The sequence below is a fragment of the Rhodoluna sp. genome, assembly GCF_024641065.1.
Classification (GTDB): domain Bacteria; phylum Actinomycetota; class Actinomycetes; order Actinomycetales; family Microbacteriaceae; genus Rhodoluna.
On the sequence record NZ_JAHEDV010000004.1, the window covers coordinates 14,255 to 26,887 of the forward strand.

14 protein-coding genes and 1 tRNA gene are annotated in these 12,633 nt (G+C 54.3%); 11 read left to right on the forward strand and 4 right to left on the reverse strand.

Annotated elements, in window-relative coordinates; all coding sequences use genetic code 11:
• The first annotated feature begins 30 nt into the window (after positions 1–30).
• Positions 31–103 (forward strand) — tRNA-Glu (locus Q0L26_RS04005).
• 59 nt (positions 104–162) lie between these two features.
• Here Q0L26_RS04005 and Q0L26_RS04010 read toward each other — a convergent pair.
• On the reverse strand, positions 163–1,404 hold the full coding sequence (locus Q0L26_RS04010; protein WP_296647735.1) for an MFS transporter: 1,242 nt from the start codon (positions 1,402–1,404) through the stop codon (positions 163–165).
• A 50-nt stretch (positions 1,405–1,454) separates the two neighbouring features.
• On the opposite strand from Q0L26_RS04010, the gene leuC reads away from it, so the two are divergent.
• The 6 genes from leuC to Q0L26_RS04040 are packed head-to-tail and all read left to right on the forward strand — an operon-like array spanning position 1,455 to position 7,694.
• Positions 1,455–2,888, forward strand: a complete 1,434-nt coding sequence (gene leuC, locus Q0L26_RS04015) for a 3-isopropylmalate dehydratase large subunit (RefSeq protein ID WP_296647738.1) — start codon at positions 1,455–1,457, stop codon at positions 2,886–2,888.
• Positions 2,888–3,487: a 3-isopropylmalate dehydratase small subunit gene (leuD, locus tag Q0L26_RS04020; RefSeq protein WP_296647741.1), complete on the forward strand. Its 600-nt coding sequence runs from the start codon at positions 2,888–2,890 to the stop codon at positions 3,485–3,487. The genes leuC and leuD overlap by 1 nt, the downstream gene beginning before the upstream one ends.
• Positions 3,488–3,495: 8 nt before the next feature.
• Positions 3,496–4,809, forward strand: coding sequence for a UDP-N-acetylglucosamine 1-carboxyvinyltransferase (gene murA, locus Q0L26_RS04025; RefSeq protein ID WP_296647743.1), 1,314 nt, complete (start codon positions 3,496–3,498; stop codon positions 4,807–4,809).
• 32 nt (positions 4,810–4,841) lie between these two features.
• On the forward strand, positions 4,842–5,597 hold the full coding sequence (locus Q0L26_RS04030; RefSeq protein ID WP_296647745.1) for a lysophospholipid acyltransferase family protein: 756 nt from the start codon (positions 4,842–4,844) through the stop codon (positions 5,595–5,597).
• 2 nt (positions 5,598–5,599) lie between these two features.
• On the forward strand, positions 5,600–6,604 hold the full coding sequence (locus Q0L26_RS04035) for an NAD(P)H-dependent glycerol-3-phosphate dehydrogenase (protein WP_296647748.1): 1,005 nt from the start codon (positions 5,600–5,602) through the stop codon (positions 6,602–6,604).
• 1 nt (position 6,605) lies between these two features.
• Positions 6,606–7,694 carry a D-alanine--D-alanine ligase family protein gene (locus Q0L26_RS04040; protein ID WP_296647751.1) on the forward strand — a complete coding sequence of 363 codons (1,089 nt, stop codon included), beginning with the start codon at positions 6,606–6,608 and terminating at the stop codon, positions 7,692–7,694.
• On the opposite strand, the gene Q0L26_RS04045 is transcribed toward Q0L26_RS04040, so the two are convergent.
• Complete coding sequence (locus Q0L26_RS04045) at positions 7,691–8,146, reverse strand: DUF3515 family protein (protein ID WP_296647753.1); 456 nt, start codon at positions 8,144–8,146, stop codon at positions 7,691–7,693. The two genes, Q0L26_RS04040 and Q0L26_RS04045, sit on opposite strands and share 4 nt — an antisense overlap.
• 23 nt (positions 8,147–8,169) lie before the next feature.
• Here Q0L26_RS04045 and Q0L26_RS04050 point away from each other — a divergent pair, with 23 nt between their 5' ends.
• Entirely contained in the window at positions 8,170–9,147 is a 978-nt protein-coding gene (locus Q0L26_RS04050) for a thiamine-phosphate kinase (protein ID WP_296647754.1), read from the forward strand.
• 15 nt (positions 9,148–9,162) lie between these two features.
• Here Q0L26_RS04050 and dapD read toward each other — a convergent pair whose 3' ends face one another.
• On the reverse strand, positions 9,163–10,107 hold the full coding sequence (gene dapD, locus Q0L26_RS04055) for a 2,3,4,5-tetrahydropyridine-2,6-dicarboxylate N-succinyltransferase (protein ID WP_296647757.1): 945 nt from the start codon (positions 10,105–10,107) through the stop codon (positions 9,163–9,165).
• Positions 10,108–10,137: 30 nt separating this feature from the next.
• On the opposite strand from dapD, the gene dapE reads away from it, so the two are divergent.
• Both dapE and Q0L26_RS04065 read left to right on the forward strand, forming a co-directional pair.
• Entirely contained in the window at positions 10,138–11,220 is a 1,083-nt protein-coding gene (gene dapE / locus Q0L26_RS04060) for a succinyl-diaminopimelate desuccinylase (RefSeq protein WP_296647760.1), read from the forward strand.
• A gap of 43 nt (positions 11,221–11,263) precedes the next feature.
• Complete coding sequence (locus Q0L26_RS04065; RefSeq protein ID WP_296647762.1) at positions 11,264–11,437, forward strand: DUF3117 domain-containing protein; 174 nt, start codon at positions 11,264–11,266, stop codon at positions 11,435–11,437.
• Positions 11,438–11,501: 64 nt separating this feature from the next.
• Here the strand turns inward: Q0L26_RS04065 and Q0L26_RS04070 are convergent, their stop codons facing one another.
• Positions 11,502–12,131 (reverse strand): O-methyltransferase, encoded by a 630-nt coding sequence (locus Q0L26_RS04070; RefSeq protein WP_296647764.1) that lies wholly within the window; start codon positions 12,129–12,131, stop codon positions 11,502–11,504.
• A gap of 72 nt (positions 12,132–12,203) precedes the next feature.
• Here Q0L26_RS04070 and Q0L26_RS04075 point away from each other — a divergent pair, with 72 nt between their 5' ends.
• Positions 12,204–12,599: a Sec-independent protein translocase TatB gene (locus Q0L26_RS04075; protein ID WP_296647767.1), complete on the forward strand. Its 396-nt coding sequence runs from the start codon at positions 12,204–12,206 to the stop codon at positions 12,597–12,599.
• Positions 12,600–12,633: the final 34 nt, after the last annotated feature.

A 12,633-nucleotide genomic window follows, 5' to 3' on the forward strand; every position in this document is an offset into this window, starting at 1 on the left:
TTATGGCATAATTGTCAGGTTGCACAAAACGGTCCCATCGTTTAGCGGCCTAGGACACCGCCCTCTCACGGCGGCAGCAGGGGTTCAAATCCCCTTGGGATCACGAATTCTCCCTCTCGATGACTTGCTCTCGGGAGGGAGTTTTTTCTTAACTTGCCAGCACTAAAGGGCGGTAGGCGCTTTGAGTTTGCCGAAGGTTGCCGCCAACACAATCAAAACCACCGGTATCAAGGCCGCGGCATTCACACCCACAAAGGCAAATACCGCAAGGATGCTTCCGGCAACCCCTCCACCGAAGGCTCCGGCCAGGTTCATAGAAGAGTCACTCAGGCCTTGAACATTGGTCTTCTCAAGCGGTGGCAGGGTTTCGGTTAGAAGTGCTGAACCGCCAACCGTAGATGCCGACCATCCCAGGCCCAGCAAGAACAAACCGAGTGTAACCAAGAAGCGATCATCGGCACCAAAACCGGCAAAGGCAAGGGCTGCGACATAAATTAACTGGCCGAGCAAGATGGTGCGCATGCGCCCAAATTTGTCAGCGAACCAACCGAATATTGGGCTGAAGGCATACATTCCGGCAATGTGAAGGCTGATGGTGAAGCCAACCACCACTAGGTCATAGCCCATGCTCTTCATGTGTATCGGTGTCATGGCCATTACCGAAACCATCACCATGTGGCTCAACGCAATCGACATAACGGCGAAGGCTGCCAATGGATAGGCCTTGAGGGTCGCAATCGCCGAGGCAAATGAAACCTTGGGTTTGATGCCTTTGATTTCAACCTGTTGTGATTTCGCAACAAGTAGGGGGTCTGGTCTCAAACCAAACCAGAAAACCGTGGTTGCACCCAGTTGAGCCATGATGGTGAACAAAAACGGCCCGGTAAGGGTTGGCAAGCCGAGTGCGTGGCCAACAATTTCTCCAGGTCCAAACATGTTTGGACCAATTACCGCGCCAATGGTGGTTGCCCAGACCACAATCGACAAATCGCGAGCTTTTGAACCTTCGGTTGGAATATCAGTAGCGGCAAATCTAGCTTGGAGGCCAACCGCTGACCCACCGCCGAGCAAGAATAACGCCACCAGCAGTAACGGAAAAAAGTGAATTGCGGCCGCTGTGATGACTAACATTGCACCCGAAATGGCCAATGCAGCACCGGTGGCTAGCGAAACCCTTCTGCCCTTGGCAAAAGCCAATCTTGCGAGGGGTATGGCCCAGGTTGCTGCGCCCAAGGTGCTGAAGGTAGCGGCAGAACCAGCCCAAGCCTCAGACCCTGAAAGTTCGGCGGCTAGCAGTGAGCCAATTGAAAGGGTTGAACCAAGCCCAAACCCACCCAAAATCTGCCCAGAGGTTAGTACTTTGACGGTTTTACGCTGAAGAATATCCAGCTCTGAAGGGCGCATCCTCTCAGCCTAAAGGTAAACTTGAGACCTAAACGTTTTGAGGTGTTTGCATGACAAATAAGCCATTGACTTTGGCTGAGAAGGTATGGAACGACCACTTGGTGGTCAAGGGCAAAGACGGCTCTCCAGACCTGCTCTACATCGACCTGCACTTGGTGCACGAGGTAACCAGTCCACAGGCTTTTGACGGTTTGCGTTTGGCTGGTCGCCCAGTTCGCCGCACCGATCTGACCATTGCAACCGAAGACCACAACACCCCAACCTGGGATATCGACAAGCCAATTGCCGACCCGGTTAGCCGCACGCAGATTGAGGCCCTTCGTCACAACGCTGCCGAGTTTGGTGTTCGAATTCACTCGCTCGGTGATGCCGAGCAGGGCATTGTTCACGTGGTTGGCCCGCAGCTTGGTTTGACCATGCCTGGCCTAACCGTTGTTTGTGGCGACTCACACACTTCAACCCACGGTGCTTTTGGCGCCTTGGCCATGGGCATCGGCACCAGCGAGGTTGAGCACGTGCTTGCCACCCAAACCTTGCCACTAAAGCCTTTCAAGACCATGGCAATCAATGTCGAGGGCACCCTTCGCCCAGGTGTTACAGCCAAGGACATCATCCTTGCGGTTATTGCCAAAATTGGCACCGGTGGCGGCCAGGGCTATGTGCTTGAATACCGCGGCAGTGCTATCCGTGCGCTTTCAATGGAAGCCCGCATGACGATTTGCAACATGTCTATTGAGGCTGGAGCCCGTGCCGGTATGGTCGCGCCTGACCAGATCACCTATGACTACCTCGAGGGTCGCCCACACGCACCGATTGGTGCTGACTGGGATGCAGCGGTTGCTTACTGGAACACTCTGCCTACCGATGAGGGCGCCAAGTTTGACACCGAGGTTTTCTTGGATGCCAACACGCTTGACCCATTTGTCACCTGGGGAACCAACCCGGGCCAAGGCGTTAGCTTGAACGAAAACGTTCCAAACCCTGACGACATTTCAGACCCAAATGAGAAGGCTGCTGCACTGCGCGCCCTTGAATACATGGATCTAAAAGCCGGCACCCCAATGAAAGAAATTGCGGTGAACACCGTTTTCTTGGGCTCTTGCACCAACAGCCGCATTGAAGACTTGCGTGCTGCAGCAGCGATCATCGAGGGCCAGAAAAAGGCCGAGGGCGTTCGCTTTATGGTTGTGCCAGGTTCTGCTCGAGTGCGCTTGCAAGCTGAAGCCGAAGGTCTAGACAAGATCTTCAAAGACTTTGGAGCCGAGTGGCGTTTTGCCGGTTGTTCAATGTGTTTGGGTATGAACCCAGACCAGTTGGCACCGGGTGAGCGTGCAGCTTCAACCTCAAACCGAAACTTTGAGGGCCGCCAGGGCAAGGGTGCTCGCACCCACTTGGTTTCACCGCTGGTTGCCGCAGCTACTGCTATTCGCGGAACCCTTTCTAGCCCAGCTGACCTACTTGAGCAGAACGCAGGAGCCAACTAATGGAAAAGTTTGAAATTTTCACCGGCGTTGGCGTACCTCTTCGTCGCAGCAACGTAGACACCGACCAGATCATCCCTGCGGTTTATTTGAAGCGAATCACCAAGACTGGCTTCGAAGACGCGCTGTTCTCGGCTTGGCGCAACGACCCTGAGTTTGTGCTGAACCAGGAGCCTTATAAGGCAGGCCAGGTTTTGGTTGCTGGCCCAGATTTTGGAACCGGTTCGAGCCGCGAACACGCGGTTTGGGCTCTTCGCGACTATGGCTTCAAAGCTGTTTTCTCTAGCAAGTTTGCTGACATCTTTCGCGGAAACTCTGGCAAGCAGGGCTTGGTCGCTGGCGAGATTTCTGAAGAGGACACTGAGAAACTTTGGGCTGCGCTTGAGGCAAACCCGGGTGCCGAAATCACCGTGAATCTAATCGAGCAGACCGCCACGATTGGTGAGCTATCGGTTCACTTCGACATCGACGAATACACTAAATGGCGTTTGCTAGAAGGCTTGGATGACATCGGTCTGACCCTTCGTGACGAGCAGGCGATTACCGATTTTGAAGCCAAGCGACCAGCTTGGATGCCAAAAACCCTTCCAGCGAAGCACTAAGGAATCAGATGAGCCAGATCACCGTAAATGGTGGCAAGCCACTTCTTGGCCGCGTTGACGTCAAGGGTGCAAAAAACCTTGTTACCAAAGCCATGGTTGCTGCACTGCTGGGTGAGACCGAGAGCGTTCTCAAGGATGTTCCGTTCATCAGCGACGTAGACATCGTTTCAAGACTGCTTCAGCTTCACGGTGTGGCAATTACCCACTCTGAAGACGGCGTGATGACTCTTGACCCGAGCAATGTTGCCTCGGCTCGCATGGTTGACATCGATGCGCACGCTGGTTCATCACGTATTCCAATTTTGTTCTGTGGCCCGCTGCTTCACCGTTTGGGCGAGGCTTTCATCCCCGGTCTTGGTGGCTGCCACATTGGCGACCGCCCAATCGACTATCACTTTGAGGTGCTGCGCAATTTTGGTGCAGTTATCGAAGAGCTTGAAAACGGCACTCGACTTTCGGCCCCAAAGGGTTTGAAGGGCGCAAAAATTGCTCTCCCTTACCCATCGGTTGGCGCAACCGAGCAGGTATTGCTAACCGCAACTCGTGCTGAGGGAATCACCGAGCTTTCTGGCGCAGCAATCGAGCCAGAAATCATGGACCTAATCGCCATCTTGCAGAAGATGGGTGCGATCATCTCGGTTGACACCGACCGCGTCATTCGCATCGAAGGCGTAAAAGAACTTCGTGGCTACACCCACCGCGCATTATTTGACCGCAACGAGGCTGCATCTTGGGCCTGTGCCGCACTGGCAACCAACGGTGACATCTTTGTTGGTGGCGCGCGTCAGCAAGAGATGATGGCCTTCTTGAACGTGTTCCGCAAAGTTGGCGGCGCTTTTGAGATCGAAGATGACGGCATTCGTTTTTATCACCCTGGTGGCGAGCTTCGCCCGGTAGTGCTCGAGACCGACGTTCACCCAGGTTTTATGACTGACTGGCAACAGCCTTTGGTGGTTGCCTTGACTCAGGCAAAGGGCCTGTCGATCATTCACGAAACCGTGTATGAAAACCGCTTTGGTTTCACCGACGCCTTGGTTCAGATGGGCGCTCAGATTCAGATTTATCGCGAGTGTCTCGGTGGCACAGCTTGTCGTTTTGGTCAGCGCAACTTCAACCACTCGGCAGTTATTTCGGGCCCAACACCGTTGCACGCAGCAGACATCCGTGTGCCTGACCTTCGCGGAGGTTTCAGCCACATGGTTGCTGCACTGGCCGCAAAGGGCACCTCGAACGTCACCAATGTTCAGCTAATTTCACGTGGTTACGAGCACTTCTTGAAGAAGCTCGAAGCCCTCGGCGCAGACTTTAGCTACACCGAATAGTCATCATGGCCAAGCCAAAAAAAGAATTGCCAATGCCGAAGATCAGCTCTTCGGAACGTCACTTCACTCTTGCGCTGATTGCATCGATTCTGATTCCGATTGTGCGCGGGCTGTTTCGCCTTGAAGCTAAGGGCGTCGAAAAGCTTCCGAAGCAGGGTGCCTACATTTTGGTGGCAAACCACGTAACCAACGTTGATGCACTTGCCGTTGCTTATTTCGTTTATCGCGTGCTTCGTCGTGCTCCGCATTTCTTGGCTAAAGAGAGTTTGTTTCGCATCCCAGTGATTGGCCGCATTTTGCTAGCCGCTGGCCAGATTCCGGTCTATCGCTCGGGTCACCGCAACGATGCACCGATGCGCGCTGCAAATTCATACTTAGATGCCGGTCACTCGATTGCGATTTTTCCGGAGGGCACTCTCACCCGCCACCCAGACCTTTGGCCGATGCGTGGCAAGACCGGTGCGGTTCGCCTAGCTATTGAGACCAATGTGCCGGTTTACCCGATGGCTCAGTGGGGCAGCGAAAAAGTTTTGCCGCAGTATGGCAGCAAGTTTCGCCCTGGCTTCTGGAAGCCGGTGCAGATTTTGGTTGGCGATGAAATCAACCTGGATAAATATCGCAAGAAGCAGCTAACCCCGGCTGAGGTGAACGAAGCCACCGATTTGGTGATGCGCGAGATTACAGCTTTGGTCGAAAAGCTTCGCGGCGAGAAGGCTCCGGCTGATCTTTGGGACCCAATCAAGGCAGGTCAAACCACTTCAGGAAACTTCAAGAAAGCGGGCAAATAGTCATGGCTAAAATCGCAGTGATGGGTGCCGGTAGCTGGGGAACCACCTTTGCCAAAGTTCTTGCTGACAACCCTGAAAATGAAGTTACCCTTTGGGCTCGTCGCGCTGACGTTGCCGAAGAAATCAATGACGATCACCGCAACGGCGACTACCTGCCAGGCATCAATCTGCCACAGAATTTGAAAGCATCAACCGATGTTGCCGCGGTGCTTGAAGGTGCAGAGCAGGTTTACCTTTCAGTTCCATCGCAGACCCTGCGTGCCAACTTGGAGGAGTGGGGCCCGCTGCTTCCATCCAAGGCAATTTTGGTCAGTTTGATGAAGGGGGTTGAAAAAGATACCGGCCTTCGAATGAGCGAGGTAATCGCTCAGGTAACAGGCTTTGCCGCCGCTCAAATTGCCGTAGTTTCTGGCCCAAACCTTTCGCTTGAAATCGCGGCAGAACAGCCAACCGCTTCGGTTGCGGCTAGCCAAAGCCAGGAAACTGCATCGGCCGTTGCACATGCTGCCAGCAACAGCTATTTCACAACGTTCACCAACACCGACGTAATCGGCACCGAGTTTGGTGGCATTCTCAAAAACCTAATCGCGGTTGCCATCGGCATCGTTAATGGCGTTGGTTATGGCGAGAACACCAAGGCTTCGATCATGACCCGCGGCCTCGCTGAGATTTCACGATTCGCAGTTGCCTATGGGGCGCAGGCCCAGACCATGGTCGGTTTGGCCGGCCTCGGCGATCTAATAGCAACCTCAGAATCACCGCTTTCGCGCAATCACAAGGCTGGCGAAATGCTGGGCAAGGGCTACACCCTCAAAGAGGTAAAAAAGCGCATGTCACAGACCGCCGAAGGTCTCGCTTCGGTTGCGCCGATTTTGCAATTGGCCGCTGCTAAGAACGTTTCAATGCCAATTGTTGAGCAGGTTCAAGGTGTGCTCGATGGCACTATGAAACCCCGTGACATTGCTCCGCACCTGACTCACGAAACCGACGGCCCGAAGGGCGAATAACTTGGCCAAGCTAAAAGTTGTCATTCTGTTCGGCGGCAAATCGAGCGAGCACTCTATTTCTTGCGCGACTGCTGCCGGAGTTTTGGGCGCGATTGATCGAAGCAAATACGAGGTAATTCCGGTTGGTATCACCCAGCAGGGTGTGTTTGTGCCAGCCGAAGACAACGCTGAGCGTTGGGCCCTTCGCAAGGGCGAGCTGGCCACAGTTACCGACGAGGGTGCTCGGGTTGAATTTGCCATGGATGGCTCACGCCAGTTGTTCCGCATCGCAATCGACGGCAGCAAGGCATCACTCGGTGCCATCGACGTCGTGTTCCCAGTGCTTCACGGCCCATTCGGCGAAGACGGCACCATGCAGGGCTTTCTCGAGCTAGTCGGTGTTCCTTATGTTGGCAACGGAGTTCTGGCCTCAGCCGCCGGCATGGACAAAGAATTCACCAAGGCGCTGTTCCAAGACGCCAAGATTCCGGTAACCCCTCACGTGGTGATTCGCGCTAACCAGTGGCAGCGCGACCCAGAGACTTCGCTTGAGGCGGTTCGTGGCCTAGGCGGGTTGCCAGTGTTTGTGAAGCCTGCACGCGCAGGTTCATCGGTGGGTGTTTCAAAAGTAAAAACCTGGGATGAATTCGCAGCAGCGGTTGCCCTGGCATTTGAGCACGACAACAAATTGGTGGTCGAGCATGGCTTGGTCGGTCGCGAGGTTGAGTGTGCAGTAATCGAAGGGCGAGAGGGCGCACGCCCTCGAGTTTCGGTTGCTGGCGAGATTGTGGTTACTGGCCGCGATTTCTATGATTTTGAGGCTAAATACCAGGATGAAGATTCAGTTGACCTGATCATTCCGGCCAAGCTCAGCGAATCTGAATTACAAGAAATGCAGTCAATTGCGCGCCGAGCTTTTGAATCGCTTGGTTGCGAAGGCCTAGCCCGAGTTGACTTTTTCTTGACCGCCGATGGGTTCTTTGTAAACGAGATCAACACCATGCCTGGGTTCACCCCGCTTTCGATGTTTCCTTCGTTGTGGCAGGCAACTGGCCTTGAATATGTCGAACTAATCGACGAATTGATTGGTTTAGCGCTAGCTAAAAACTAACCCAGGCAGCGTTCGGTTGCCTTGATGTTTTGAATAGCCCCGGCTACTGCCTCAAGTGCGCTAACACCGGCAACGGCTGTTGAATCAACAATCACCTCGGTTGCCGGCTTGCGGCCAAAGGTAATGAATCGGTAAGACGGCTTTTGGGTGTCATCGACCAGCCAGTCGACATCGCCCGCTGTTACGCAAGGCAGTGTGCTCACATCAGCAGGCTCTAAACCGCAACGCAAAATAACCGCGGTGGGTTCACCCCAGGCGGCAGTTGCTTGAGCATTCGTGTTGCGAATAGGCAACAGGGCTACTTCTTCGGGCAGGCGCACGATGATTTCAGCGCAGGTCGGGTCATTGGCCAGCTCAGCGGCATCTAGATTCACGGTTGCGGTGCAGGCGCTGAGGCTCAAACCCAAAGTCAAACCAACCAGGGCAACTGCTACGGCACGAAAAATTCTCATCTCCAACAGGCTACCTTTGTTATGTGACTCACACAGAAACCATTCGCACTCTTGGCGAAAATGAAAGCCTAAAACGCACTATCGCGCGCCTGAATAGCTCTGATCACGCACTGGTAGGCCCTGGCGATGACTCAGCTGTCATTGCCGCTCCAGATGGTCGTTTTGTGGTCACCACCGACACCATGATCGAAGACCACGATTTCAAACTCGACTGGTCAACCGGTTATGACCTCGGATGGAAGGCTGTGGCATCTAACGTTGCCGATGTAGCCGCCATGGGTGCAGTGCCAACTGCTTTGGTGGTTGCTCTTGCGGTTCCGGCTGACACTGAAATTTCTTGGCTCGAAGCTTTTGCCGACGGTTTGCGTGATGCTTGCCAGAAGCTTGCACCGGGCTGCGGTGTTGTCGGGGGAGACCTAGCCGCTGCGAATCAGGTAATGATTTCGGTTGCCGCTCATGGCTCTCTAGAGGGGCGCGAACCGGTTTTGCGTTCTGGAGCCCAGGTTGGTGACATTGTTGCCGTAGCCGGCACTCTGGGGCGCGCTGCCGCTGGTTTGGCGCTTCTGCAAAGTGGCAACACCGACGCGATTAACTCTTATGACGCTGTTGTGAATACACAACGCCGCCCAAACCCGCCGGTTGCCGAGGGAGTTGCTGCCGCTATTGCCGGGGCAACATCCATGCTCGATTTATCAGACGGCTTGGCCAAAGATGCCGCGCGCATTGCCAAGGCATCAGGAGTTTCGATTCAAATTGATCGCTTGCAGTTGCAGGGCTTTGAAGCCATTCTCGAAGAGCCGGCGCGAGCAATCGAAGCAAATGAGTTTGACTGGGTGATTGGCGGGGGAGAAGACCACTCGCTGTTGGCGACCTTCTCGCCAGAGGCAAAATTGCCACGGACGTTCAAACCAATTGGCGTGGTTATTCCTGCTGGCCCAGCGCCTGTTTTGCTTGGCCTACAGCCACTGCCCGAGCATGGCTGGGATTCAGTCCGCGGCTAATTCAGCATTGAGGCTTTAGCCGTGCAGTTGGCTGTTCAGCACAATGCCAACACCTGCGCGAGGCAAAACCTCCACGCGGCCGCTCACCGAGTTTCTGCGGAACAAAAGATTTGCAACGCCAGATAGCTCGGCTGCCTTTGCGCTGCGCTCACCTTCAGCATCGATAATCGTCACCTTGGTGCCGGCGGTTACATAGAGGCCAGCCTCTACAACCGAGTCGTCACCGATTGAAATTCCTACGCCGGCGTTTGCGCCCAAAAGTGCCCGTGCGCCAATAGCAACGCGCTCTTTTCCGCCGCCAGAAAGGGTTCCCATGATTGAGGCGCCGCCACCGATGTCAGCACCATCGCCAACTGCAACACCCTGAGAGATTCGACCTTCGACCATAGAAACGCCAAGTGTGCCGGCATTAAAGTTCACGAAACCTTCGTGCATGATTGTGGTGCCCGGGCTGAGGTGTGCACCCAGACGAACCCGAGATGCGTCAGCGATGCGAACCTTGCGCGGAGTCACATAGTCGACCAAACGCGGAAACTTGTCGATGGCATAAACGCTTATTCCAGCGCGGGTTAGTGCCGGGCGAAGCTCATCAAGATCATCAAGCGCAACTGGGCCAACGTTGGTGAAAGCAACAATTGGTAGTGCCGGAATCAGGCCATCCAAGTTGATGGTGTTCGGCTTTACCTGAAGGGTTGAAAGCAGGTGCAGACGCAAATAGGCATCTGCGGTGTCGGCAACCGGAGCGGTTAGGTCGACCTCGGTAAGAACCACCTTGCTGCTCACGCGACGACGTGCGTCTTCGCCAACCATCGAAGAGATGGTCTCAGGTGCAACCGCATCGCTCGGTGCTGTGCCTAGCTGAGGGTTTGAATACCAAACATCCAGGATGCTGCCATCGCTTGAAATGGTTGCCAGGCCGAAGCCCCATGCTTTTGAATCTAGAAAACCTGCTTGAGTCATAGGTTCAAGGTTACAAGTTAGGCTCGTTATATGGCGCCTGTAACCCTGAATCTAGAAGCTGATGTAGTTGAACTGACTCGCGATATTTGCGACATTGAGTCGGTTTCTGGCAATGAAAAAGCACTTGCCGACGCGATTGAGGCTGCACTGCGTGGTTATTCCCACCTCGAAGTCATTCGCGATGCCGATGCGATTGTTGCCCGCACCAATCTTGGTCGTTCTTCGCGCGTTGTAATCGCCGGCCACATCGACACTGTTCCGGTTGCCAATAATTTGCCGGTCAAACTGCTTTCAATGGAGCGCGAACAGGTGCTTTATGGTCGCGGAACCGTAGACATGAAGGCTGGTGTTGCGGTTCAACTCAAACTTGCCGCCACCGTAGCCGAGCCTCTGGTTGACGTCACCTGGATCTTCTATGACCACGAAGAGGTTGAAGCCACCAAGAACGGCCTCGGCCGACTATCACGCAATCGCCCAGACCTGCTTGAGGCAAACTTTGCCGTACTTTGCGAACCAACCAATGCTCAGGTTGAGGGTGGTTGCAACGGCACCATGCGCGTTGACCTGACCTTTAGCGGTGTGAAGGCACACAGTGCCAGACCATGGATGGGCAAGAACGCGATTCACGCAACCGCCGAGGCGCTCACTCGTTTGGCTGCCTACCAGCCGGCTGAAGTCGAAGTTGATGGCCTGGTTTATCGCGAGAGTTTGAATGCCGTTTTGATCAACGGCGGAATCGCAACCAATGTGATTCCTGATCTTTGCAATGTGACCGTGAACTACCGATTCGCTCCGAGCAAATCTGGTGCCGAAGCCGAGGCGCACCTGCGTGAGGTTTTTGCCGGCTTTGATTTGACCGTGACCGATCTAGCCGAGGGTGCTCGCCCAGGGCTTGACCGAGAAGAAGCGAAGGCATTTGTGGCTGCGACCAACTCGGTAGCACGGCCAAAATACGGCTGGACCGACGTAGCGCGTTTCAGTGAACTTGGCGTGCCAGCGGTGAACTATGGCCCTGGTGATCCGAGCAAGGCGCACGCCGATGACGAGGCGGTTCCGGCCAGCCAGATCTATGCCTGCGAAACTGGGCTTCGCAACTGGCTAACCGTGGGATAATAGAACTTCGGCCCGAAAGGGTCAGTTATTCAAGGAGTTCTCAATGGCAGCAATGAAGCCACGTACCGGCGACGGACCAATGGAAGCAGAACGCGAACCTCGCGGACTGATTATCCTTCGTGTACCTCTAGAAGGCGGAGGTCGCTTGGTAGTTTCAGTGAATGACGAAGAGGCGAAGAACCTACACGAGGTTCTAGCGGGGGTCGTCAAAAAATAAGTTTCAATAAAAAAGTCCAGTCAGTGATGACTGGACTTTTTTTATGCTCGAAAGTTTGCGGTGTCTAGTTTCTTTTGCTCGCCAACAGAAGGCCATCGCCAACCGGTGACAGTGCCGAAACAAAAGCCTCGTTGTTGCTAAAGAATCGCAGAACGTCTCGATAAATTGCAGTGGCATCGTCGCGCATTGCTGGGTCAGGAACCCGGTCGCGCCAAAGAGCGTGGGCAATCGCGACCACGCCGCCTGGGCGCAATAACCTTGACGCCTCGTGCAACTGTGATTCAAGGGTTTCGCGATCTGCATCCAAGAAAACTAAGTCATAGGCGGCATCCGCCATGTTCGACATGACATCAATTGCGCGACCGTTGATAACACGAGTGCGATTAGCTGGGATGCCCGCCTCAGCAAAAGATTTCTTAGCGGCAAACTGAATTTCTGGCTCGTTGTCAATGGTTGCCAAAACGGCTTCGGGTGCGCCTGATAGCAACCAGAGGCCTGATACTCCGGTTCCGGTTCCGGCTTCAACAATTGCTTTGGCGCCGAGCGCCGAAACCAAAAGGGCAAGGTGTGCGCCAACTGCTGGAGTGATGCATTCGACCCCAAGTTCTTCAGCTCGAACGCGCGCGTCTCTAAACGCTTCTGGCTCTGATGTGAAGTCTTCTGCAAACTTCCAGCTGCTGATTTTGTCTACCAATTGGGCTCTCCTTGCTCAAAGCATAAACGGCACTTTGCCCAATGCTCGGTAGCGAGGCGGTAATCTGAAAGGGTGTTTGGTCTAAGCGGCGAGAAGCTCCTCATCCTGGGGTTAATTGCTGTTTTTGTAATCGGCCCAGACCGACTGCCCGGCTATGCCAAAAAACTTGCAACGCTGATTAAGCAATTGCGAGTTATGGCTGAAGGCGCCAAGGGGCAAATCGAAAATGAAATCGGCGAAGAGCTCGATTGGCAGAAGCTCGACCCACGTCGTTATGACCCTCGTCGAATTATTCGTGAGGCACTAGCCGAAGAAATTGAACCGGTGAAAACTGCAGTTGGTGGTGCGGTTGCATCGGTTAACGCTGCTGGCGCTCCGGGCAATTCAACGCCCGCTCAATCTAAGGTTTCTGCTGCAGAACCGCTCAAAAAGGGTGACCCTGCGCCTTTTGACTCAGAGGCAACCTAAGCTCAAATCAAGCTCGCTGTTTTAGCGTTTCTGT

Excerpts from the sequence above, each read along its gene's own strand:
- dapE (WP_296647760.1), top strand. The coding sequence starts at position 10,138 with ATGGCGCCTGTAACCCTGAATCTAGAAGCTGATGTAGTTGAACTGACT.
- Q0L26_RS04065 (WP_296647762.1), top strand. The coding sequence starts at position 11,264 with ATGGCAGCAATGAAGCCACGTACCGGCGACGGACCAATGGAAGCAGAA.
- dapD (WP_296647757.1), bottom strand. The coding sequence starts at position 10,107 with ATGACTCAAGCAGGTTTTCTAGATTCAAAAGCATGGGGCTTCGGCCTG.
- murA (WP_296647743.1), top strand. The coding sequence starts at position 3,496 with ATGAGCCAGATCACCGTAAATGGTGGCAAGCCACTTCTTGGCCGCGTT.
- Q0L26_RS04045 (WP_296647753.1), bottom strand. The coding sequence starts at position 8,146 with ATGAGAATTTTTCGTGCCGTAGCAGTTGCCCTGGTTGGTTTGACTTTG.
- Q0L26_RS04030 (WP_296647745.1), top strand. The coding sequence starts at position 4,842 with ATGCCGAAGATCAGCTCTTCGGAACGTCACTTCACTCTTGCGCTGATT.
- leuD (WP_296647741.1), top strand. The coding sequence starts at position 2,888 with ATGGAAAAGTTTGAAATTTTCACCGGCGTTGGCGTACCTCTTCGTCGC.
- Q0L26_RS04010 (WP_296647735.1), bottom strand. The coding sequence starts at position 1,404 with ATGCGCCCTTCAGAGCTGGATATTCTTCAGCGTAAAACCGTCAAAGTA.
- Q0L26_RS04035 (WP_296647748.1), top strand. The coding sequence starts at position 5,600 with ATGGCTAAAATCGCAGTGATGGGTGCCGGTAGCTGGGGAACCACCTTT.
- leuC (WP_296647738.1), top strand. The coding sequence starts at position 1,455 with ATGACAAATAAGCCATTGACTTTGGCTGAGAAGGTATGGAACGACCAC.